The sequence below is a fragment of the Variovorax sp. 3319 genome (assembly GCF_031456585.1).
GTDB lineage: Bacteria > Pseudomonadota > Gammaproteobacteria > Burkholderiales > Burkholderiaceae_C > Variovorax > Variovorax paradoxus_P.
The window spans coordinates 103,893-126,491 of the sequence record NZ_JAVDUZ010000014.1 but is presented as its reverse complement, the minus strand read 5'-3'; the positions used below and the strand labels follow the sequence as shown (position 1 = coordinate 126,491).

Genomic DNA, 22,599 nt, shown 5'->3' with positions numbered 1-22,599 from the left:
ATGCCATCGATTCCGCACATCGGCCACCTGCCCGCAGGCAAGCGCAACGCCATTACCGACGTGCAGGGGGTTCTGGTTGGCCATCGCACGCTGGACGAAGCCGGCGTGCAGACCGGCGTCACGGTCGTTCGCCCGCATGGCGGCGACGCTTTCCGCGACAAGGTGCCGGCCGCGGCCGTGGTGCTCAACGGCTTCGGCAAGAGCGTGGGGCTGGTGCAGGTCGAGGAACTGGGCGTGCTGGAAACGCCGATTGCTCTCACCAACACCTTCTCGGTCGGCACGGTTGCGACGGCGCAGATCCGCGATTGCGTGGCGGCCAATCCCGAATCGGGCCGATCGCTGCCCACAGTCAATCCGCTGGTCTTCGAGTGCAACGACGGTTTTCTCAACGACATCCAGCGCATGGCGGTGGCCGAGGCCGACTACCTGCGCGCACTCGAAAGCGCGAGCGTCGATTTCGAGCAGGGCTCGGTGGGTGCGGGCCGCGGCATGTCGAGCTTCCAGTTCAAGGGCGGCATCGGCAGTGCATCGCGCTGCGTGCCGTCGCGCCAAGGCGGCGTGTACACCGTGGGCGCCCTCGTACTGGCCAACTATGGCCGGCTGCCGCAACTGGTGCTGGCCGGACGGGCGGTGGGCGTACGCCTCGCGGCGCAATTGGCTTCACAAGACGCTGCCTCGCAAGACGCCGCCGCACAGGCAAGCACGGCAGCCGAGCCCGAAAAAGGCTCGATCATCATGCTCATTGCCACTGACGCGCCGCTGGACGCACGGCAGCTTCGGCGCCTGGCGTTGCGTGCGGGTGCCGGGCTGGCGCGCACGGGCTCGGTTTTTGGCCATGGCAGCGGCGACATCGCACTGGCGTTTTCAACCGCCTACACCGTGCCCGACCGGGCCGAACGGCCAATGCCTGCCGTCGCCATGCTGCACGACAGCCTGCTTGACGATATCTTCCAGGCTGCAGCCGAGGGCACCGAACAGGCGATTGCCCACGCGCTCTGGCATGCCACGGCGGTAACCGGCCGCAATGACCACCACCGGCGCGCGCTTTCAGAGCTCTTGCCGCCCTCTTCCTTTTTCGCTTGAACCGCAGGTATTGCCCCGCATGAAAGTTCTGATCTCCACCGACATCGAAGGCGTGGCCGGCGTTTACCACCAGGAGCAGGTGCGCCCCGGCAATCCGGAGTTCGAGCGGGCCCGCCTGCTAATGGCGCGAGAGGCCAATGCCGCCATTGCCGGCGCCTTCGAGGCAGGCGCCACCGAGGTGCTGGTCAACGATTCGCATGGCGGCTTTCGCAACATGCCGCCCGACGTGCTCGATCCGCGCGCCCGCGTGGTCCAGGGCAAGCCGCGCTACCTGAGCATGGTGGCGGGCGTGGAAGAAGAAGGCGTGGAAGCGGTCTGCATGGTGGGCTACCACTCGCGTGCACAGGGGCGCGGCATCCTTGCCCACACCATCAACAGCTTTGCGTTTGCCGGCATCTGGCTGGGCGACCGCGAGCTTGGCGAGGCAGGACTTTACGGCGCGCTGGCCGGCGAATACGGCGTGCCGGTGGTCATGGCCAGTGGCGACGACGTCTTCATTACCGAAAACCAGCCGGTTCTTCCGCACGCGGTATTCGTGGAAACCAAGCGAGCCACGGGCTTCAGCAGCGGCGTTTCACTCTCGCCCGAACAATCGCGTGCGGCCATCCATTCCGGGGTTGTGCAGGGTTTGGCGGGTCGGGCAAGCGCCGCCCCGCTCGTCTTGGAAGGGCCGCAGGTGGTCACCCTGCGCACCCAGTCGCCCGCAATGGCCGATCTGTTCTGCCAATGGCCGTCGTTCGAACGCGTCGACGGTGTGACCTTGCGTTTCACGGCGGGCTCGGTAGAAGCCGCGGTTCGCATGCTGAACTGCTGCTCGGCCATGTCGGCCATGCTGCGCTGAAGGGCTCACCGCCGCCTCGGGCTCTCCGCGGGCCTTATCCTAGGCCTGCGAGCCACCCTCGCCCTTATCCAGAATAAGCATTCAACCGCCCGGCAACCCGCATGGGCGCTGGAGAATAAGCTTATCCGCATAAGACGCGAACCAAAAAATAGTTTGCTTCCATAAGGCGTGCTTACAGAATCTCGGCTTCTTGCTGGGGCGCCCCGTTGGACGTGCGGCACCGCACTTCTTCAAGACTCACGATGTACCAATACACAGATTTCGATCGCCAGTTCGTCCACCAACGGGCAGCCCAATACAGAGACCAGCTCGAGCGCTGGCAAAAGGGCAAGCTCGCCGAAGACGAGTTCCGCCCGCTGCGGCTGCAAAACGGCTGGTACGTGCAACGCTATGCGCCCATGCTGCGCGTGGCCGTGCCGTACGGCGAGCTCTCGAGCCGCCAGCTGCGCGTGCTGGCCCGCATTGCCCGCGAATACGACGAGCCGGAGGCAGAGGTCTACAAGAAGGCCATTGAGACGCAGGGCCTGCTCGGCAGCCACAAGCTGCCCACGCACTACGCTCACTTTTCGACACGCCAGAACGTGCAGTACAACTGGATTCCGTTGTCCAAGTCGGCCGACGTGATGGACCTGCTGGCTTCCGTCGACATGCACGGCATTCAGACCAGCGGCAATTGCATTCGCAACATCACCAGCGACGAGCGCGCCGGTATTGCGGTCGACGAAGTTGCCGATCCGCGTCCGTTCGCGGAAATCATGCGCCAGTGGAGCACGCTGCACCCTGAATTCGCCTTTTTGCCGCGCAAGTTCAAGATTGCGATTACCGGCGCCACCGAAGACCGCGCCGCCACCGGCTGGCACGACGTGGGCCTGCACGTGGTGAAGAACGAAGCCGGCGAAATCGGTTTTCGCGTGCAAGTGGGCGGCGGCATGGGCCGCACGCCCATCATCGGCACCGTGCTGCGCGAGTTCCTGCCCTGGCAGCAGATCATGAATTACCTCGAGGCGGTGATCCGTGTCTACAACCGCTATGGCCGCCGCGACAACATCTACAAGGCGCGCATCAAGATTTTGGTAAAGGCCGAAGGCCAGCGCTATATCGACGACGTGGAAGCCGAGTACAAACAGATCATCGAGCACGACGGCGCGCCGCACACCATCACGCAGGAAGAGTACGACCGCGTGGCCGCCTCGTTCGTGCCGCCGACTCTTGCAACCCGCGTGCTGCAGAGCGCCGAAAAAACCGACGCCGAACTGCGCGCCCATGCCGCCGACGACGTGCAGTTTGCCCGCTGGCTGGCCCGCAACGTGGCCCCGCACAAGAACCCCGCGCTGCGCGCCGTCACCTTGTCGTTCAAGCGCCTGAAGCAGGCGCCCGGCGATGCCTCGGCCGACCAGCTCGACACGCTCGCCGTACTGGCCGACCGCTTTTCGGCCGGCGAAGCCCGCGTTACGCACGACCAGAACATCGTGCTGCCCTGGGTGCATGCCGAAGACCTGCACGCGCTGTGGCTCGCCGCCCGCGCGGCCGGCTTTGCCAGCGCCAACGTGCACCTGCTCACCGACATGATCGCCTGCCCCGGCGGCGACTTCTGCGCACTGGCCAATGCGCGCTCGATTCCCATTGCCGAGGCCATCACCGAGCGGTATCAAGACCTGGACGAGCTCGACGACCTGGGCGAGATCGACCTGCACATCAGCGGCTGCATCAACTCGTGCGGCCACCACCACAGCGGCCACATCGGCATCCTGGGCGTCGACAAGGACGGCAAGGAGTGGTACCAGGTCACCCTGGGCGGCTCCGATGGTTCCGCCCTCAGTGGCACGCCGCAGGCTGGCAAGGTGGTCGGTCCCTCGTTCTCGGCGGCCGAAGTGCCGGGCGTGATCGAAGCCGTGCTCACCACCTACCGCGACACCCGTCAGAACGGCGAAACCTTCATCGACACGCTCCGCCGCGTGGGCCACGACCCGTTCAAGGCCGCCGCCAACGGTGCGCGCTTCAAGGTGGAGGAAGCAGCATGAACCGCAAGCTGAACATCCTGGCTGCCGAAGAACACGTCGACGACGGCGACCCGAAGGTGCTGCAACTGCCCAACGATGCAGACCCGCTCGCCATCGAGGTGTGCCTGGAAGACATCGAGCGCATCGACCTGAATTTTCCGAAGTTCACCGACGGCCGCGCGTACAGCCAAGCCTTTTTGCTGCGCCGCCGCCTGGGCTTCAAGGGCGACATCCGCGCCACGGGCGACGTGCTGATCGACCAGCTGGTGCAGATGGAACGCACCGGTTTTTCGAGCGCCGTGCTCAAGGAAGGCGTGGACGCCTCCGACGCGCAGCGCCAGTTCGACCGCTTTGCCGCGTTCTACCAGGGCGACGCGGTGCAGCCGGCGCCGCACTTCGTGGCCAGCAACTGAGCCCGCACAGGAAATCCAGACATGAGCATCGCCACGGACATCGACTTTGCACGCATCAACACCGAACTCGGCCGCAACGCCGAGGGACTGGTGGACTGGGCGATCGGCCTCGGCCAACCCGCAATCGTTACCACCAACTTTCGCCCGTTCGAGGCCGTGATCCTTCACATGGTCACGCGTGCCAAGCGCGATGTTCCTGTGATCTGGATGGACAACGGCTACAACACCGAGGCCACCTACCGCTTTGCCGACGAGGTGACGAAGCAGTTGGGGCTGGATTTGCATATCTACCTTCCGCGCCGCTCACGCGCGCACCGTGAAGCGGTGGAGGGCCCGACCCCGGCGCTCGACGATCCGCGCCATGCCGCCTTCACCGAAGAAGTGAAGCTGGAGCCCTTTGCCCGTGCACTGCGCGAAACGGCGCCCAAGGTGTGGTTTACCGCGCTGCGGGCCACCGACACCGCCGTGCGCGCACAGATGGACCCGGTCAGCGTCAACCCCGACGGCCTGATCAAGGTTGCGCCGCTCCTGCACTGGTCGTCCAAGGATTTGTACGAGTACTGCGAAGCGAACGGCCTGCCCAACAACTTCGACTATGTGGACCCGACCAAGGGCGAAGACAACCGCGAATGCGGCTTGCATCTTTCGCACTGAACGATCGATCTCCGCATTCAGGACCCCATCCGATGAACGCCCGTACCGAAGCCGAACTTTTGCAGCCCCCGATGCATTCTCCTGCGCACCTGTCCAACACCCACCTCGATGCGCTCGAGGAAGAAACCATCTTCATCCTGCGTGAAGTCGCGGCCGCCTTCGAGCGCCCCACCCTGCTGTTTTCGGGCGGCAAGGATTCGCTGGTGCTGCTGAAGTGCGCCGAAAAGGCTTTCGGCGTCGGCCGCATTCCGTACCCGCTGCTGATGATCGACACGGGCCACAACTTCCCTGAGGTTACGGCCTACCGCGACCAGCGCGCCAAGGAACTGGGCGCCGAGCTCATCGTGCGCAGCGTCGAAGATTCGATGGCGCGCGGCACCGTGCGCCTGGCGCATCCCGGTGAATCGCGCAACGCGCACCAGTCGGTCACGCTGCTCGAGGCGATTGAAGAATTCCGCTTCGATGCGCTGATCGGCGGCGCCCGCCGCGACGAAGAGAAGGCACGCGCCAAGGAGCGCATCTTTTCGCACCGAGACAGCTTCGGCCAATGGCAGCCCAAGGACCAGCGCCCCGAACTGTGGACACTGTTCAACACGCGCCTGGCCCCGGGAGAGCACTTCCGCGTGTTCCCCATTTCGAACTGGACCGAACTCGACGTGTGGCAATACATCGAGCGTGAGCACGTCGGCCTGCCGTCGATCTACTACACGCACAAGCGCGAAGTGGTCGAACGCCGAGGCCTTCTGGTGCCGGTAACCGAACTCACCCCGCCGCGCGACGGCGAAACGGTGCAGGTGCGCGATGTGCGCTTTCGCACCGTGGGCGACATCACGACCACCTGCCCGGTCGAGAGCCTGGCGGCCGATGCCGGCGACGTGGTGCTCGAGACGCTGTCGGTCGACGTGAGCGAGCGCGGGGCCACGCGCATGGACGACATGACTTCGGAAGCTTCGATGGAGAAGCGCAAGAAAGACGGATATTTTTGATGAGCACGACGACGGCAACCCTCGATAGCAACGCCCTGCACGGCGACACCGGCACCGCCTTGCGCTTCATCACCTGCGGCTCGGTGGACGACGGCAAGAGCACGCTCATCGGCCGCCTGCTGGTCGACAGCAAGACCGTGCTGCAAGACCAGCTCGCCGGCGTGCAGCGCGGCGGTGAAACCGACCTGGCCTTGCTCACCGACGGCCTTTCGGCCGAGCGCGAACAGGGCATCACCATCGACGTGGCCTATCGCTACTTTTCGACCGCCAAGCGCAAGTTCATCATCGGCGACGCGCCGGGGCATGAGCAGTACACCCGCAACATGGTCACGGCCGCCTCCGCAGCCGATGCCGCCGTGGTGCTGGTCGATGCCACCAAGCTGGCCTGGGCCGCCGAGGTGGAAGACGGCACCGTGGTCAAGCGCGAGCTGCTGCCGCAAACCCGCCGCCACACGCTGCTGACCCATCTGCTGCGCGTGCAGTCGATCGTGTTCGCAGTCAACAAGCTCGACGCCATCGACGATGCCGCCCTGGCCTTCGAACGCATCTCGACTGCGCTGAACGCCTTTGCCGAAGCAGCCGGCGTACAGGTGGCCGCCATCGTGCCGATCTCTGCCCTCAAGGGCTGGAACGTGGCTACGCGCCATGCCGACTGGGTCGGCTACGAAGGCCCGAGCCTGCTCGAACTGCTCGAAGAGCTGCCGGTGACTGTGCAGGACGAGGCCGTGCCTTTCGCCTTTCCGGTGCAGTGGGTCGAAAAGTTCTCTTCCTCGGCCGACACTTCGCAGGGCCGCCGCGTGTTCTGGGGCCGTGTGGCCTCGGGCCATGTAGAGCCCGGCCAGCGCGTGACCGTACTGCCCAGCAACCAGACGGCCACGGTCGCCCAGGTACTGAGCCACACGCGCCAGCCGACGACGGTGCATGCGGGCCACAGCGCCGGCATCGTGCTCGACCGCGAGGTGGACGTGTCTCGCGGCGACTGGCTGCTGGCGCCCGGCGCCTTCGAGCCCGTGCGCGAAATTACCGCCACAGTCGCCTGGCTCGACGACGAACCGCTGGTTGCGGGCCGGGTCTACTGGGCGCTGCAAGGCCACCGCTGGGTCAAGGCCAAGGTGGCGCGCATCGTCGACCGGGTGAACATCACCACGCTTGAATCGGAGCCGACGGCACAGCTGGAGGCCAATTCCATCGGCGACGTGGTGCTTGCGCTGCAGCAGCCGCTGGCCGTTCTGCCGTTCACGCAATCGCGCGCATTGGGCTCGCTGGTGCTGGTCGATACGGCCACCCACAAGACCGCCGCCGCCGTGCTCGTGCAGCCTGCCGCCGCAAAGGCCTAAAATCTCGGGTTTTCCCGACCCACATACTGACGTTAGAAGACAAATGACCCACGTCGTCTCTGAAGCCTGCATCCGCTGCAAATACACCGACTGCGTGGACGTATGCCCCGTGGATTGCTTCCGCGAAGGTCCCAACATGCTGGTGATCGACCCGGACGAATGCATCGATTGCGCTGTTTGCATTCCTGAATGCCCGGTCAATGCAATCTACGCCGAGGAAGACCTCCCGGCCAACCAGATCGCCTTCATCAAGCTCAACGCCGAGCTCGCGCTGGCCGACGGCTGGAAGAGCATCACCAAGCGCAAGCCGGCACTGCCCGACGCTGAAGAGTGGAAAGACAAGACCGACAAGATCGGCGAACTGATCCGTTGAACCCGGCAGGCGCAGCCCCCGTCGAGACCGACGCGCTGATCATCGGCGCCGGTCCGGTCGGGCTGTTCCAGGCCTTTCAGCTCGGCCTGCTCGAAATTTCCTGCCACATCGTCGATGCGCTGCCTGCCGCGGGCGGCCAGTGCGTGGCGCTCTATGGCGACAAGCCGATCTACGACATTCCGGGCACACCGGCCACCAGCGGGCGCGATCTTGCGCAATCGCTGCTGAAGCAGGTTGCGCCGTTCAAGCCGCAGTTCCACTTCGGCGAGCAGGTTGCCACCCTCGCCCGCCAGGCCGATGAGCGCTTGCTGCTGACGACATCGGCAGGCAAGGCCTTCCAGACCAAAACGGTATTCATTGCCGCAGGCGTCGGCGCCTTCGTGCCCAAGCGCATTGCAGTCGAAGGCATTGCGCAGTTCGAAGGCAGCTCGGTTTTCTATCACCCCGATTCGCTCGACCGCTTTGCCGGCCAAACGGTGGTGGTGAATGGCGGCGACGACCTTGCGCTGCAAACCGCGATCGCACTCGCGGCCATTGCCAGACAGGTCACGCTGGTTCACCGGCGCGACGGGTTCCAGGCCGACGAAGGCCTGGTCGCTTCAATGCGTGCGCTGGTGGCAGAAGGCAAGCTGGCGTTCAAGGTGGGCCAACCCACCGCTTTCGACGGCAAGCAACTGCAGATCACCACGCCGGACGCGACCACGGTCAATCTATCGCTCGATGCGCTGGTGGCGTGCCTCGGCATTTCGCCGCGCCTGGGCCCCATTGCCGACTGGGGACTGGAGCTGGAACGCAAGCAAGTGCCCGTCGACACGGAGAAGTACGAAACCCGCGAGCGCGGCGTGTTTGCGGTGGGCGACATCAACACCTACCCGGGCAAGAAGAAGCTCATCGTCTGCGGCTTTCACGAGGCCACCCTGGCCGCCTGGGGCGCCGCGGCGCTGGTGTTTCCGGGCAAGGCGATTCCGCTGCAGTACACAACCACCAGCACGCGGCTGCACGAGCTGCTGGGCGTGGCTGGTTCCGCTACTTCGCGCTAGGCAGCAGGGCCCGGTATTCGCCCATGAAGCTGCCGATGGCGGCGACGAAGCGGTCGATGTCCGCATCCTGCAACGGCAGCGAGAGCACGACAAAGCCGCGCGGCGAGGCATAGATGCCCTGGCTCAAAAGGTGAAAGAACAGCAGCTGGCGCACTCGCCCGTCCACCTGCGCAAGATCGTCCACGCGCTGCACTTCTCCTCGCAGGAAATGCGCATTCATCAACGACCCCACGCCGGTGAACTGCATGGCCACGTCTTCCTTCGTGCACAACGCGTTGAGCCGCGCACGCATCGCATCGCCGCGCTCGGCCAGCGCGCCGGCTGCCTCGGGGGTGAACAGCCTGGTGAGGCCGGCATATCCGGCCGCCATGGTCATCACGTTGTTGTTGAAGGTGCCCGAATGCGAGAGCGAGCCCGTGCGCGGATCGAACTGCGCCATGACGTCTGCACGCCCGCCGAAAGCCCCAAACGACATGCCGCCGCCGATGTACTTGCCCAGCGTGGTCAGGTCTGACCGGATGCCCAGCTTGTTGGCAAGGCCGCTCGGCGCCAGGCGCGAGGTCATGACCTCATCGAAAACCAGCAGCGCACCCACCTTGGTCGCGCCATCGCGAAGCGCGCGCAGAAAGTCGAGCCGCCCCGGAATGCAACCGCTCGCGCCCTGCATGGGTTCGACCAGGATGGCGGCAATTTCGGCCCCGTGCGCCTCGATCTGCTCGGCCGCGGCCTGAACGTCGTTGTAGGGCAGCACCAGAAAGTCGAAGGGCACGGTCGTCGGCAAGGGCTTGGCGCCAAAGCCGAGCACGCCGCCGTGATAGCCGCCCGAGAACACCACGATCTTTCGGCGGCCGGTGAAGTGCAGCGCGGCCGTAAGCGCCATCAGGTTTGCCTCGGTGCCCGAGTTGGTGAAGCGCAACTGCTCGATCTGCGGAAAGCGTTCGCAGATGGTTCTTGCCAGCCGCCCCTCGAGCAGGTTGTGCCCCGTGAGGTTGATGCCACCCTGCATTGCCTCAATGACGGCATCGCGGATTTCCGGTGCCGAGTGGCCGTATACACCGGCCGTGTACTCGGCGATGAAATCTGCATAGCGGTGGCCGTCGGCGTCCCAAAGTGCCGCGCCCTCGCCCTTGGCGATGGTGAGCGGAAACGGCGCGTAGAAAAGTACCGAGCGGCTGTTGGCACCCGGCATATAGCGCGTCTGCTCCTCGAACTGGCGCCGGCTCGCGGGGTTGCTGGCGACAAAGCGCCGATGCGCCTCGGCAAGGGCTTGGTCGATTGCAGCATCAGTCATGGACTGGTCCTTCGAAAGTGGGAGGTCAGGGATTGATCTCCGGTTAATTGATCAATGCTCAATTAATATTGTTTATACAATCAATTTCATCCCCACACAATGGCGGCATCCATGAAGAAGACCGCACCCGAAACCAAACCCAAGACCGCGGGCCGCCCCGCCGGCGGTGGCGCGCTGTCGAAGCGGCTCATCGCCCAAGCCGCCCTGGCCCACATCGACGAGTTCGGCCTCGGCGCCTTCAGCATGCGCGAGATTGCGGCGCGCCTGGGCGTCTACCCGGCCACGGTGCATTGGCATGTGAGCACCCGCGAGGCGCTGCTTGCCGAAGTGGCCGCCATGGTGATGGCCGACGTCACGCCGCCGCCCGGCCAAGCGGGCTGGCAGGAATGGATTGCGCAACTGTTTCGCCGCTGCCGGGCGGCAGTGCGCCGCCACCCCAACGTGGCCCAGTTGCTGGGCGCGCAACTGGTGTCGAACGGCAGCCTGCCCACCGAGCTGGTCGAAGGCGTGCTTGCAGCCTTGGTCGAAGCCGGGTTCGAAGGGCAACCGCTGTTGGAGGCGTACAACTGCGTGATCGCGGCCATGCTCGGGTTCGTGACGATGGAGTTCTCGCCCCTGCCCGCGGACAACACCCAGGCCTGGGCCGAAGAATTGCGCGAGCGCGTCCACACCATTCGCCCGCTCGATCACCCGGTGCTCACGCGCAACCTGCCGCTGCTGGCAAACCAGGCTTTCATCGTGCGGTGGGACAACGGCGCCGCCGTGCCGCTGGACAGCAGCTTCGAGCGGCATATCCAGATCGTCATCGATGGTTTGGAAGCTTTTGCGCGCAGGCTCGTACAATAGTTTCCGCTTTTGCGCCACGGCGCGGAGCACCACCGCTAGGGGTGTCGAACCGGAATAAGTTCCGGGGCTGACTGAGAGAGTCCCTTTGAACCTGACTGAGGTAATCCTCGCGCAGGGAAGCTGGTCCGGCGGCCTGTCGCGTTGTCTCGCGTGATGGCTCCGCCGCCGGAGCCTCGCCCACCTGCCAAACCTTTTGCACTGGAGCAACTGGATGGCACACGACAACGACAATTTTTCTTCGGCCAACGAGGCGCTGACGCCTTTGCCCGCGTCACAGCGCGTGTTCGGCTGGCACGACCACGCCTCGCTCTGGTTCAGCCTGGGCGTGGGGCTGCTGGTAATGCAGATCGGCGCCTACCTGGTGCCGGCGGTGGGCACACGCGATGCGGCCATTGCCATTGTGCTGGGCTCGCTGCTCGGCGCGGGCCTATTGGCCTGGACGGCACGGCTCGGCTGTGAAACCGGGCTTGCAAGCGCAGGGCTGATGCACGCCACCTACGGCAGCGCTTTCGCACGACTGCCGGTGCTGCTCAACATCGTGCAGCTGGTGGGCTGGACTACCTTCGAACTGGTAATCATGCGTGAAGGCACGCAGGCTATCGGCCAGCAGGCGTTCGGCCTTACGCTCACCGGCCCGTTGGGCAGCGCGCTTACCACCCTGATCTGGGGCGCGGTGCTGCTGGCGCTGCTCGCAGGCTCCATGGTCAAGCTGGTGCGGCGCTTCGTCAGTCGCTTCGGCCTGCCGCTGGTGGTGCTGTCGCTGCTGTGGCTCACCTGGCAGTTCGCAACGCGGCTGGAGGCCAAGGGGCTGGACGCGTTCTGGGCGCATCCGGGTGCCGGGGGCATGGGCATGTTCAGCGCGCTCGACCTGGTGATTGCAATGCCGGTGTCCTGGCTGCCGCTGGTGGCCGACTATGCGCGGCACGGCAAACGCAGCGCGAACGGACAGCGTGGCCTGGGCAGCGCATTCACCGGCACCTGGCTCGGCTACGCGCTGGCCAACATCTGGTGCTATGCGCTGGGCGTGATGGTTGTGAGCGTGGCCGAGCCAGGCACCGGGCTGGTTACCGCATTGCTGCTCGCCCAAGGCGGCCTGGTGGCGCTGGGCCTCATCCTCATTGACGAGCTCGACAACGCCTACGGCGACGTGTACTCGGGCGCGGTGTCCACCCACAGCCTGCTGCCGCGCTGGAGCGTGCGGCGCTGGGGCCTGCTGATTGCGGCGCTGTGCACCGCCCTGGCGCTGGTGCTGCCCATGCACACGCTCGAGCCGTTCCTGCTGATGCTGAGCTCGGTGTTCGTGCCGCTCTACGGCGTGATCTTGGGAAGGCTGGGCGCAGGCCGGGCCATTGCCTCGGCCGGCAACCGCCGTGTCGACCTTGGCGCGGCGCTGATCTGGATCGCCGGTATTGCGGCTTATCACGCCGCGGCCAAGTGGGCGCCCCAGTTCGGCTCTGCGCTGCCAACGCTGGCGGCAACCTTCTTGCTGGCGTGGCTCAGCCGGCCCAAGCCGGCATCTACAGCAACGGCAGGCGGTGCATCGGCACTGGCGCAAAACCGTGGTTGAGCGGACCGTGCCCCTTGCCGATTTGCACGTTGGTACCCGCCGCCATGGCACCGAGCACGAACGCGCGTGCGCGCTCCACGGCCTCGGGCAACTCCAGGCCCAGCGCCAGGTGCGCGGCTATCGCGGACGACAGCGTGCAACCGGTGCCATGCAGGTTGCGGCTTGCAATGCGGGCCGAGGCCAGGCGCTTGCGCAGGCCGCCGCGCCCCAACAGCACATCGACCACTTCGTCACCCGGCAAATGCCCGCCTTTGAGCAGCACAGCTTGCGCGCCGAGTGCCAGCAGTTCTTCGGCTGCTCCGTCGAGCGCATCGACGCCGTCGATGGCGTGGCCGATGAGCAAGGCGGCTTCATCGAGATTGGGCGTAACCACCGCGGCGCGCGGAAACAGTTCTCGCACCAGCACCTGGACCGTCTCTGCGGCAATCAGGCGGTCCCCGCTGGTCGCCACCATGACCGGGTCGAGCACCACATTCGGCAACCGGTAGTGATCGATGGCCCAGGCCACTACATCGACCACCTCGGGCGCATGCAGCATGCCAAGCTTGACCGCATCGACACCGATGTCTTCGACCACGGCCTGGATCTGCGCCTTGAGAAAAGCCGGCGGCACACCGTGAATGCCCGACACGCCGCGCGTGTTCTGCGCGGTGAGCGCAGTGATCGCGGTCATGCCGTAGCAGCCGAGCGCGGCGAAGGTCTTCAGGTCGGCCTGGATGCCCGCACCACCGCCGCTGTCGGAGCCGGCAATCGAGAGCACGCGCACGTAGCGCTGGGGCGCTTGGGGCGCGTCGGAGTGTGCAGCTTGGGTCATGCTGAAAATTATCGGCGACTCGCCTTGCCTTGCTCCCTCCCCTCCCGGGGGAGGGTCGGGCTGGGGGCAATCGGCGCATCCGTTGCGCGCTCTGCCCGCCCCCATCCCAACCTTCCCACAGCGGGGGAAGGAGCAACGCCATGAGCCTTCCGTTTCAATCGGCCGCCATTCTCGGCGCGGGGCTGATGGGCCGCCTGCTCGCGGTCACGCTGGCGCGGGCCGGCTGCAAGGTCGAGTTGTTCGATGCAGCAGGTCCCACGGCCGAAGGCGCGGCGGCGCGCGTGGCGGCCGCCATGCTCGCGCCGCTGGCTGAATCCGCAGTGGCTCCAGCTTCAGTGGTGCGCATGGGCCACTACGCATTGACGCGCTGGCCCGAACTGCTGGCGCCGCTCACGCAACCTGTGTTCTTTCAGCGCGAGGGCACGCTGGTGCTTTGGCACCGGCAAGATGCCGCCGAGGCGGCGCGGCTCGCGCGCGTGTTGGCCCGCACCGGCCAGCAGGTGCCCGAACTCGCCCCCATGCAAACGCTCGACGGCAGCGGCATCGCCGCGCTCGAGCCTTCATTGGGCCAGCGCTTCGCACAGGGGCTTTTGCTCCCCGGAGAAGGCCAGCTCGACAACCGCGCTCTGCTCTCATCGCTGCTCGCCACGCTGGAGGCCAGCCCGAACGTGCAGCTGCACTGGCAGTCGCCACGCGCACCAAGCGATTTCTCTCCGGGCGCCCCCGGCCAGCCCGACCGCGTGATCGACTGCCGCGGCCTGGGAGCAAAACCTCAATGGAATGCACTGCGCGGCGTGCGCGGCGAAGTCATTCGCGTGCATGCGCCGGAGGTGGCATTGCAACGGCCCACGCGGCTGGTGCATCCGCGATATCCGCTCTACATAGCGCCCAAGCCCGGCGGCGTGTTCGTGATTGGGGCGACCGAGATCGAATCGGACGATATGTCGCCCGCCAGCGTGCGCTCTACGCTCGAGCTATTGAGCGCAGCCTACGCGGTGCACAGCGGTTTTGCCGAGGCCCGCATTCTCGAGATTGCGACGCAATGCCGCCCCACGCTGCCCGACAACCTGCCCGCCATCCGCCAGGTGCACCCGCGCGTGCTGCAGATCAACGGCCTGTACCGCCACGGCTTCATGATCGCGCCCGCCGTGCTCGACGCAGCCATGGAACTGCTTGTGCACGGCCGCTCTGCTCTTGCGCAAGGGCTTGGCCTGGAGATTTCCGAAACATGACGATCGACGTGCTGATCAACGACAAGCCTTTTGCGCTGCCCGAAAGCGCCACGCTGGTAGATGCGCTGGCCGCGCTGAACGCCGTGCCGCCTTTTGCGGTGGCAGTGAACCGCGAATTTGTACCGCGCTCGGGCTATGCGGCGCGTGCACTGCAACCCCAGGACCGCATCGAAGTGATCCGCCCCGTGACGGGCGGGTGAACAAATGACATAGCGACGGAGACAAAAACCATGACCACCTCTTCAATCCCTTCCGTTCCAGACGGCGATCCACTGGTTCTGTACGGCCAGACCTTTCACAGCCGCCTGCTCCTGGGCACCGCGCGCTACCCGTCGCCGGACCTGCTCGAAGCCGCGGTAAAGCGCGCCAGGCCCGCCATGCTGACGGCGTCGCTGCGCCGCCAGTCCGCAAGCCCCGGCGCAAGCGACAGCGGCAACGGTTTCTGGGAATTGCTGCGCCGGCTCGCGGTGCCGGTGCTGCCCAACACTGCCGGCTGCCATAGCGTGCAAGAAGTGATCGCTACCGCGCAGATGGCGCGCGAGCTGTTCGACACGCCGTGGATCAAGCTCGAACTCATCGGCGACGACTACACGCTGCAGCCCGACACGCTGAACCTTGTCGATGCGGCATCGCAGCTGATTCGCGACGGCTTCCAGGTGCTGCCCTATTGCACCGAAGACCTTGTGCTGTGCCAGCGCCTCGTCGACGTGGGCTGCCAGGCCGTCATGCCCTGGGCCGCGCCCATTGGAACCGGCCGCGGCCCGGTGAACCCCTATGCGCTGCAGTTGCTGCGCGAGCGGCTGAGTGTGCCGATGCTGGTCGATGCGGGCCTGGGCCTGCCCTCGCATGCCTGCCAGGTCATGGAATGGGGCTACGACGGCGTGCTGCTCAATACGGCAGTTGCGCTTGCGCAAGACCCGGTGTCGATGGCAGGTGCTTTTGCAGATGCGGTGCAAGCCGGCCGCACGGCCTACCGCTCTGGCGCGATGGCCGCGCAAGACTCCGCGCAGCCAAGCACCCCGGTGCTCGGCACGCCCTTCTGGCATCACACAGCATGACCGCGTTGAACGACCATCGGGCTGTTGCCCACGCCATCGTTGCGGCGCATGGCTTGCGCTTTGGCGCCATCACGGCCGCGGCCATTTCAGCCGGCAGCTTTTCTTCGGACGACCCGGTGTACCGCGGCGCAAAGCAGGCTTGCTCGGCGCTTGGCTTCATCGAGATAGACGCCGAATGCCTTGCGCTCGCATGGCAGGCACAGACGGTGCGCACCGGCGCGTTCGATGCAGACCAGTGGCCCGAAACGCCCGCCGACTTCGGCATGCGCGCGTTTCCGCCCGCTGCGCGCGACGACGCCTTTGCACCCTGTCCCGAACGGCTCGGCCTGTATGCCGTGCTGCCTGATGCGCAATGGGTCGGCCGCATGGCGCGTGCGGGCGTGCCCACGGTGCAGCTCCGCTTCAAATCGGACGACGCCGCGGCCATCGAGCGCGAAGTGCAAGCAGCCGTCGACGCGGTGCGCGGCACCGGCGCGCTGCTCTTCATCAACGATCATTGGCAAACGGCCATTGCTGCCGGTGCCTACGGCGTGCACCTGGGCCAGGAAGACCTGGATGCGCTTTCGCCTGCACAGGTGCAGCAGATACGCGGTGCCGGTCTGCGCCTTGGCGTCAGCACCCATGGCTATGCCGAGATGGTGCGCGCCGATGCGGTGAGCCCAAGCTACATCGCCATGGGCGCGGTGTACCCGACCACCCTCAAGAAGATGGCAACCGCTCCGCAGGGCGTAGCGCGGCTTGCAGCGTATGCGCGCCTGTTGCGCGGCTATCCGCAAGTGGGCATCGGCGGCATCGATGCGGTGCGCCTGCCGGAAGTGCTTGCCACCGGCGTTGGCTCCGTCGCCGTGGTACGCGCGCTTGTCACCGCAGACAACCCGGAGGCCATGGCCGCTCAATGGATGGCGGCCATGAGCGCAGCCGCCGCATGAACGAGACAAGAATGACAAAAAAGCAATTTCCTTTTCCCGCATGGCCGCTGTCGCCGGTGTCGCGTGCAACGGCTGTCGCCCTCCTCCTGGCGGCCGGCGGCGCGCAGGCCCAGCAGCCAACAGAGCTGCCCGCCATCACGGTGAACGAAAGCAATGCGGCGCCCCAAGCCGATGTGAGCGGCTTCGGCGACGTGCCGGTGCGCGAACTGCCGCTCTCTGCCACCGTCATCGACAGCACGCAGCTTCGCGCAAGCGGTGCGCGCCGGCTTGCCGACCTTACGCAGTTCGATTCATCGGTGACCGATGCCTACAACTCCGCCGGCTACTGGGACTACCTGACCGTGCGCGGCTTTGTGCTGGACAACCGCTTCAACTACAGGCGCGAGGGTTTGCCGATCAGCGCTGAAACGTCGATCCCGCTCGACAACAAAGAGCGCGTTGAAATCTTGCGCGGCACCAGCGGCATCCAGGCCGGCACCAGCGCGCCGGGCGGGCTGGTCAACTACGTGGTCAAGCGGCCGACCGAGCAAGACCTGCGCACGCTGCGCCTCGAAACCACCAGCCGCGGCAGCGTGCTGGGCGCGCTCGATCTTGGCGGACGCTTCGGTGCGAATCGCGAGTTCGGCTATCGACTCAACGTGGTGAATGAAAGCCTCAAGCCGCTCACGCACAACCTCGACGGCAACCGCAACATGTTTTCGCTGGCCGGCGACTGGCGTATGACGCGCGACTCGGTGCTCGAATTTGAAATCGAGCGCAGCCACAAGACACAGCCGAGCCAGAACGGCTTCAGCCTGCTGGGCAACACGCTGCCCGCGCCGGTCGATCCGAAGATCAACCTCAACAACCAGCCGTGGTCGCAGCCTTCGGAGTTCAACGCGCTTACCGGCAGCGTGCGCTTCAGCCAGGCGCTCAATGCCGATTGGCGCTGGAGCGCGCAAATCGGGCAACAGCGGCTCAAGACCGATGACCGCCTGGCCTACGCATTCGGCTGCGGCGCCGAAGGCACCTACGACCGCTACTGCTCCGACGGCACCTTCGACTTCTACGACTTTCGCAGCGAGAACGAGCGCCGCACCCAGACCGCGGGCAGCCTGAACCTCAAGGGCAACGTGATGACCGGCAGCGTGCGGCATGAGTTGGGCTTTGGCTTGCTCGCAAGCCGCGTGCGCAATCGCTTTCAGGACCAGGCCTACAACTATGTCGGCACCGGCAACATCTGGGCAACGGCCATCGTGCCGCCAGACCCCACGCTCACAGACACCAACACCAACCGCGACGAGCGCTCGACCGAGCTTTCGGTGCAAGACGCCATTCGCTGGAACAGCCGCTTCACGACATGGATCGGCGTGCGCCACACGCGGCTCGATCGCGACAGCATTCGTACCGACGGTTCGCGGCCCACCGGCTACAAGGACGGCATCACCACGCCGTGGGTTGCCGCCAGCTACGCCATTCAGCCCGGGCTGCTGGCATATGCAAGCTGGGGCAAGGGCGTGGAGTCGCAGGTGGTGCCGAACAAGAGTTCGCAGTACACCAATGCCGGTGAGGCGCTGCCCGCACTCACCTCGCGCCAGTGGGAGCTTGGGCTCAAGGGCGGCAACGATGTCTTCAACTGGCAGCTTGCGTGGTTCGACATCAAGCGCCCGATGACGAACCTCGACGCCTGCAGCCGCCTGGGCACCACGCCTTGCGACGGCCGCTACGACGGCAGCGCGGCGCATCGCGGCCTTGAAGCGGGCGCGCAGTGGAACACCGGCCCCTGGCGCCTTGGCGGCAGCGTCACGCTCATGGATGCCAAGCGCCGCGGCAGCACCGCTGAGCCTTCCATCAACGGCCAATGGCCTACCAACGTGCCCAAGCAGGTGCTGCGCGCGCAGGCCGCATACCGCGTTGCATCGGTGCCCGGCCTCGAGGTGCTCGGGCAGCTTTCGCACGAAGGCCGGCGCAATGTGCTGCCCGATGGATCGATCGCCCTGCCCTCATGGACCCGCGTTGATGCGGTGCTGCGCTACGACACCAGGTTGCGCGGTGTTCAGACGAGCTGGAGCCTTGCCGTCGATAACCTGTTCGATCGCCGCTACTGGAAAGAATCGCCCTACCAGTTCGGCCATGTGTACCTGTTTCCAGGTGCGCCGCGCACGCTGCGGCTTGGTCTGAGCGTGTCGCTGTGAGCAACGCTCAAAAAATTTTCAAAAATTTATCGCGGACGTATTCGTGGGTTCGAAAGGCCGAAAAAATCACGCTATAATCTGAGGCTTGTTCCTCGATAGCTCAGTTGGTAGAGCGCCGGACTGTTAATCCGTAGGTCCCTGGTTCGAGCCCAGGTCGAGGAGCCACTACAAAGCCATAAAGGCCTCTGAATGCCCCGCTACTTTAAAGGTAGCGGGGCATTTACTTTTGGAAGCTCCGCTTTGGGCATCGACGCAAAGTTCGCCCATCATTCAAGCGGCATGGTCATCCAAATACCATGGCAGGTTGCTCAGCCGATATCCCTGGCGATCCACAATCAATGCACTGGACGCAATTGCCCATCGCTGGGCCGCAAGGAGCCCCATGGACCTCAAGCGCTGGACTCATATCGTTGCCGTGGCCGATCGGCGAAGCTTCATTCGGGCTGCCGAACAGGTGCACCTGAGCCAACCCGCATTGACCCGCAGCATCCAGGCGGCGGAAGCCGAGCTGGGCCTGCAGTTGTTCGATCGCGGAACGAACGAAGTGGTGACTACACCGGCCGGTGAATTCGTCGTTGCACGCGCCCGGCAGCTCGTCTTCAACAGTCGCTGCCTGGAGCGCGACGTGGAGCTCTACCGCAGCCGCAGCCTGGGCGACACGGCGTTCGGCGTTGGCCCTTTTCCGGCGGCAACTTTTCTGTCGCAGCTGATGACCGGCATGCGACGCGAATTTCCGGGCATCAACCTGCGCGTGGAGATCAGCAATTGGCAACTGCTGCTGAAGCGCCTGGTCGAGGAGGACATCGAGTTCTTCGTTGCCGACACCAGGGACTTGCCACCCGACCCCAATCTGTACATTCGTGCCTTGCACCGCCAACCGGGAGGGTTCTACGTGCGCGCAGGTCACCCATTGGCAGCGCGCAAGTCGGTCTCGCTGCAGCAGCTCTGGTCGCACGGCGTTCTCTCGGTGCGGCTGCCTGCCGTCGTACGCGCTGCGGTTTCCCGCCTGCTTGGCCTGGCGTCGCCGGCCGATCTTTCGCTCGCTCTGGAATGCGACGACATCGAGCTGCTGAAAAAAGTGGCGCTCGCCTCCGAGTCGGTACTGGCCGCTCCGCATGCCGCAGTGGAGGAAGAGGTTGCGGCCGGCAAACTTCACCCGCTGGAGGCCAGCGACCTGCCTGCGCAGTCGACAGAAATGGGCGTTGTCACATTGCGCGGCCGCACGCCTTCGCCGATGGCCGAGCTCATCATCAGCAGGTTGCCGGCTAGAGGATGATCGTAGCCTTTGCGAGCAGCCTTGCCGCGCTGCAAGGCTGCGAGGCCATGCTGAATATGGGCGGGACAATCCGATCGCTCCGCCACGCAAAAAAAAGCCCAGCCATAAGGCTGGGCGGAAGCCCTGACGATGTCGCCACGTCAAGGGCCCCGAGAGGAAGAACCAAGGATCGGGGCAACGGCAAATTAGGTTTGGAAGCGCTGGCCGCTTTGTCGGACTTCGCCGACTTGCGGGCCAGAGACCAGCCCGGCGATCATACTGTATGTTTGTACAGTTTCTCGTTTTTTCCTGTCGCCCTATTCAGCTGCCGCACGGCAACCACGTTACAAACGGTCGCGGCTTTGTCTGACATCTGCAATTTTGAAACAACTCGATCTTCGCTTCTCGATTAGGAGGTTGAGATGCAAGATCGTGACAAGAGAAATGGCCCAGACGCGCAAGCAGCAAGGGCTCTTTGGTGGGTAATCGCCGCAATGGCGGCAGTGATTTGCACACTGGCGCTGCTGCACCTTGCCGTGCAACGCGAGCGCGCGGCTGCGGCAATCGGACAGGTCGACTTTCAGCTGCTGCCAGACGTTTTTATTGGCGCCTGGCAGGCTACCCCATCCCTCTTGAATCCTGGCAGCGCACCCGCATCATTGATGCCATCAAAAAAACCGGAGGAAGATGATGTCGAGGTCCTCGGATGCGCGCGCGATCGCAAAGCTGGCCTGGGAGGCGTCGTGGGAGCGCCTTGGCAATGCGCTGCAGCCACCGCCGGGCTATCCGGAGCCGACGAAGGAGCAATTGCACGAGTGCTTTCGCGTAGCGCAGCAGCAACTTGAAAGCCTGCGCGAAATTTACGACGCTCCACCGCTGAACAATCCCTGAGCCGCGGCACAGGCACCCCGCGCAAAACGAAATATCGTGGAAAAAAGGGTATTTCCCGGCGCGCGAGTCAGCCGCAAAACAGTAACGCCGCGTACATTACCGCCAATGTACTATCGGCTTGGGCCATGCACTTGAATTCTTTACTCTTGGTTGCGCTGCTACTTGTTGCAAGCGGTTTGTTCTGGTGGTGGTCCTTCGGTGGAGGCTTGTTCGCCTTGATTTCCGTTGCTGTGGTTGGCCTGGGTGCCGTGCTGTACCTGGCGTTGCGTGGAGACAAGAGCATCAAGGATGAGCTCGACGCGCAATTGCCTGAAAAAGACTCCGGAAAAAAAGAATCCTGAGCCTGCCCCTCGCCCGTTCAGAGATACCTTGTCTCTACCGGCGATTCAAACCAGTTGTTGTTGCGCCCGTCCATGTAGCGGACCGGCGCGTTGGCCAGTTCATCCACCGTGACGTCGTCCAGGCACGTCACATTCACGCTCACATAGGCGCCCCCGATCTCCGGCACGTTGCCGCGCCCGAAGGGGCGAACGCCGCAGTGCCTGCAAAACAGATGCTCGGTGCTGTGTGTGTTGAACTGGTAGAGCGACAGCTCCTGCTCCCCCGCCAGGATCCGGAACGCATCCGGCCTGACGATGGCGCCCCACCCTCTTGTCTTGGTGCAGATAGAGCAGTTGCACTTGCCGGTGCCTTCGCTCAGGTCGATGTCTGCCTGAAAGCGGACCTTGCCGCAGTGGCAGCTTCCGTTGTAGGTCTTCTTCATGGTCGTGTCCTTTCGGTGGGCTGTGTGATCTGGAGAACCAAGGCTAAACCGCATTGCGGACAGTTTCTGTCCTCGATCAGAGGCATCATTCGTCCATGCTGTCTGCCTCTGCCCGCCTGATACGGCTCCTGTCGTTGTTCCAGGCCCAACGTTCATGGACCGGCGCCGATCTGGCGGCGCGGCTCGAAGTGACCCAGCGCACCCTGCGCCGTGACGTCGACCGGCTGCGCAGTCTTGGCTACACGGTCGATTCGACGTCCGGCGTGGCGGGGGGCTACCGTTTGGGCGCTGGCACGTCGCTGCCGCCGCTGCTGCTCGAAGACGAGGAAGCCATTGCCGTGGCACTGGGCCTTAGCAGTCCGGCCGGAGCTGCGGCGGGCGACATCGAGAACGCATCGATGCGCGCACTGGCCAAGCTCGAGCAACTGATGCCGCAGCGTTTGCGACGCCGCCTGGACAGCGTGCGCGCATCGGTGGTGCCGGTCATGCGTGGCAAGTCCGGGGTCCGGCTGAAAGCGGTGTCACTCTTTGCGGAGGCCTGCACGGAAAGGCTGGAACTGCGCTTCGACTATCGCGACCACCACGACGCTGCGAGCGCGCGCACGGTAGAGCCGCACCGGGTGGTGCAGACCGGGCAGCGCTGGTATTTGCTGGCCTGGGACACGGCGCGCCAGGACTGGCGCACCTTTCGCCTCGACCGCATCGACGAACCGGTGCCGACGGGCACCCGCTTCACGGCGCGGCGCTTGCCCCATGGAGACATCGAAGCCTACATGCAGCACGCGCTCACGGTGTCGCCGTTTTTGCACCATGCCCGCGTGGTGGTGTACGCGCCGGCCAAGGCACTCGAGCCGCACCTGGGTTGGGTCGGCGGCACGCCTCAAGCACTGGACGACAGCCGCACCCGCATCGAAACCGGCGCCAATTCGCTCGATGCGCTGGCGGTTTGGCTGGCCTGCCTGGGCCACGATTTCGAGATCGAATCGCCCAAGGAACTGGTCGGGCATCTTGCGGTGGTGGCAGCTCGGCTCGACAAGGCCGCGAGGCATTAG

The 22,599-nt window shown here is 65.0% G+C and carries 23 protein-coding genes, 1 tRNA gene and 1 riboswitch; of the genes, 21 read left to right on the top strand and 3 right to left on the bottom strand.

The window, feature by feature from the left end:
• From J2X67_RS25065 to J2X67_RS25025, 9 genes are all read left to right on the top strand, one after another.
• Complete coding sequence (locus J2X67_RS25065) at nucleotides 1-1,083, top strand: P1 family peptidase (protein WP_309957569.1); 1,083 nt, start codon at nucleotides 1-3, stop codon at nucleotides 1,081-1,083.
• A 19-nt stretch (nucleotides 1,084-1,102) separates the two neighbouring features.
• Nucleotides 1,103-1,924 (top strand): M55 family metallopeptidase, encoded by an 822-nt coding sequence (locus J2X67_RS25060; RefSeq protein WP_309957568.1) that lies wholly within the window; start codon nucleotides 1,103-1,105, stop codon nucleotides 1,922-1,924.
• A 242-nt stretch (nucleotides 1,925-2,166) separates the two neighbouring features.
• The gene (locus tag J2X67_RS25055; protein ID WP_309957567.1) at nucleotides 2,167-3,945 is read left to right on the top strand and encodes a nitrite/sulfite reductase; all 1,779 of its coding nucleotides are present in this window, start codon (nucleotides 2,167-2,169) and stop codon (nucleotides 3,943-3,945) included.
• On the top strand, nucleotides 3,942-4,337 hold the full coding sequence (locus J2X67_RS25050) for a DUF934 domain-containing protein (RefSeq protein WP_309957566.1): 396 nt from the start codon (nucleotides 3,942-3,944) through the stop codon (nucleotides 4,335-4,337). The genes J2X67_RS25055 and J2X67_RS25050 overlap by 4 nt, the downstream gene beginning before the upstream one ends.
• A 21-nt stretch (nucleotides 4,338-4,358) precedes the next feature.
• Nucleotides 4,359-4,991 (top strand): phosphoadenosine phosphosulfate reductase family protein, encoded by a 633-nt coding sequence (locus tag J2X67_RS25045; protein WP_281150693.1) that lies wholly within the window; start codon nucleotides 4,359-4,361, stop codon nucleotides 4,989-4,991.
• Nucleotides 4,992-5,023: 32 nt separating this feature from the next.
• Nucleotides 5,024-5,977, top strand: a complete 954-nt coding sequence (gene cysD / locus J2X67_RS25040; RefSeq protein WP_309957565.1) for a sulfate adenylyltransferase subunit CysD — start codon at nucleotides 5,024-5,026, stop codon at nucleotides 5,975-5,977.
• Entirely contained in the window at nucleotides 5,977-7,314 is a 1,338-nt protein-coding gene (locus J2X67_RS25035) for a GTP-binding protein (RefSeq protein WP_309957564.1), read from the top strand. Before cysD ends, J2X67_RS25035 begins: the two co-directional genes overlap by 1 nt.
• A gap of 43 nt (nucleotides 7,315-7,357) precedes the next feature.
• A complete protein-coding gene (gene fdxA / locus J2X67_RS25030; protein ID WP_157613716.1) occupies nucleotides 7,358-7,687 on the top strand; it encodes a ferredoxin FdxA in 330 nt (109 codons plus the stop codon).
• Nucleotides 7,684-8,727, top strand: a complete 1,044-nt coding sequence (locus J2X67_RS25025) for an NAD(P)/FAD-dependent oxidoreductase (RefSeq protein WP_309957563.1) — start codon at nucleotides 7,684-7,686, stop codon at nucleotides 8,725-8,727. Before fdxA ends, J2X67_RS25025 begins: the two co-directional genes overlap by 4 nt.
• Here the strand turns inward: J2X67_RS25025 and J2X67_RS25020 are convergent.
• Nucleotides 8,714-10,018: an aminotransferase class III-fold pyridoxal phosphate-dependent enzyme gene (locus J2X67_RS25020; RefSeq protein ID WP_309957562.1), complete on the bottom strand. Its 1,305-nt coding sequence runs from the start codon at nucleotides 10,016-10,018 to the stop codon at nucleotides 8,714-8,716. The genes J2X67_RS25025 and J2X67_RS25020 overlap by 14 nt on opposite strands.
• A 111-nt stretch (nucleotides 10,019-10,129) precedes the next feature.
• Between J2X67_RS25020 and J2X67_RS25015 the strand changes: the two genes are divergently transcribed.
• Entirely contained in the window at nucleotides 10,130-10,864 is a 735-nt protein-coding gene (locus tag J2X67_RS25015; protein ID WP_309957561.1) for a TetR/AcrR family transcriptional regulator C-terminal domain-containing protein, read from the top strand.
• 27 nt (nucleotides 10,865-10,891) lie between these two features.
• A riboswitch (TPP riboswitch) is annotated at nucleotides 10,892-10,999 on the top strand.
• Between the two features lie 76 nt (nucleotides 11,000-11,075).
• On the top strand, nucleotides 11,076-12,431 hold the full coding sequence (locus J2X67_RS25010) for a cytosine permease (protein ID WP_309957560.1): 1,356 nt from the start codon (nucleotides 11,076-11,078) through the stop codon (nucleotides 12,429-12,431).
• On the opposite strand, the gene thiD is transcribed toward J2X67_RS25010, so the two are convergent.
• Nucleotides 12,382-13,245: a bifunctional hydroxymethylpyrimidine kinase/phosphomethylpyrimidine kinase gene (gene thiD, locus J2X67_RS25005; RefSeq protein WP_309957559.1), complete on the bottom strand. Its 864-nt coding sequence runs from the start codon at nucleotides 13,243-13,245 to the stop codon at nucleotides 12,382-12,384. The genes J2X67_RS25010 and thiD overlap by 50 nt on opposite strands.
• A 140-nt stretch (nucleotides 13,246-13,385) precedes the next feature.
• Here thiD and J2X67_RS25000 point away from each other — a divergent pair, with 140 nt between their 5' ends.
• The 9 genes from J2X67_RS25000 (at nucleotide 13,386) to J2X67_RS24960 (ending at nucleotide 21,125) form a co-directional block, all read left to right on the top strand.
• Nucleotides 13,386-14,477: an FAD-dependent oxidoreductase gene (locus J2X67_RS25000; RefSeq protein WP_309957558.1), complete on the top strand. Its 1,092-nt coding sequence runs from the start codon at nucleotides 13,386-13,388 to the stop codon at nucleotides 14,475-14,477.
• Nucleotides 14,474-14,677, top strand: a complete 204-nt coding sequence (gene thiS / locus J2X67_RS24995) for a sulfur carrier protein ThiS (protein ID WP_309957557.1) — start codon at nucleotides 14,474-14,476, stop codon at nucleotides 14,675-14,677. Before J2X67_RS25000 ends, thiS begins: the two co-directional genes overlap by 4 nt.
• 30 nt (nucleotides 14,678-14,707) lie before the next feature.
• On the top strand, nucleotides 14,708-15,535 hold the full coding sequence (locus tag J2X67_RS24990) for a thiazole synthase (protein WP_309957556.1): 828 nt from the start codon (nucleotides 14,708-14,710) through the stop codon (nucleotides 15,533-15,535).
• A complete protein-coding gene (thiE, locus tag J2X67_RS24985) occupies nucleotides 15,532-16,464 on the top strand; it encodes a thiamine phosphate synthase (RefSeq protein WP_309957555.1) in 933 nt (310 codons plus the stop codon). Before J2X67_RS24990 ends, thiE begins: the two co-directional genes overlap by 4 nt.
• An 11-nt stretch (nucleotides 16,465-16,475) precedes the next feature.
• Nucleotides 16,476-18,638: a TonB-dependent siderophore receptor gene (locus J2X67_RS24980; RefSeq protein ID WP_309957554.1), complete on the top strand. Its 2,163-nt coding sequence runs from the start codon at nucleotides 16,476-16,478 to the stop codon at nucleotides 18,636-18,638.
• A gap of 89 nt (nucleotides 18,639-18,727) precedes the next feature.
• Nucleotides 18,728-18,803 (top strand) — tRNA-Asn (locus tag J2X67_RS24975).
• Between the two features lie 217 nt (nucleotides 18,804-19,020).
• Nucleotides 19,021-19,914, top strand: coding sequence for a LysR family transcriptional regulator (locus tag J2X67_RS24970; RefSeq protein ID WP_309957552.1), 894 nt, complete (start codon nucleotides 19,021-19,023; stop codon nucleotides 19,912-19,914).
• A gap of 669 nt (nucleotides 19,915-20,583) precedes the next feature.
• Entirely contained in the window at nucleotides 20,584-20,784 is a 201-nt protein-coding gene (locus J2X67_RS24965) for a hypothetical protein (RefSeq protein ID WP_309957550.1), read from the top strand.
• 125 nt (nucleotides 20,785-20,909) lie between these two features.
• On the top strand, nucleotides 20,910-21,125 hold the full coding sequence (locus J2X67_RS24960; protein ID WP_309957548.1) for a hypothetical protein: 216 nt from the start codon (nucleotides 20,910-20,912) through the stop codon (nucleotides 21,123-21,125).
• A 17-nt stretch (nucleotides 21,126-21,142) separates the two neighbouring features.
• Here the strand turns inward: J2X67_RS24960 and J2X67_RS24955 are convergent, their stop codons facing one another.
• The gene (locus J2X67_RS24955; protein ID WP_309957546.1) at nucleotides 21,143-21,547 is read right to left on the bottom strand and encodes a GFA family protein; all 405 of its coding nucleotides are present in this window, start codon (nucleotides 21,545-21,547) and stop codon (nucleotides 21,143-21,145) included.
• A gap of 95 nt (nucleotides 21,548-21,642) precedes the next feature.
• Here J2X67_RS24955 and J2X67_RS24950 point away from each other — a divergent pair, with 95 nt between their 5' ends.
• Nucleotides 21,643-22,599: a YafY family protein gene (locus J2X67_RS24950; RefSeq protein ID WP_309957544.1), complete on the top strand. Its 957-nt coding sequence runs from the start codon at nucleotides 21,643-21,645 to the stop codon at nucleotides 22,597-22,599.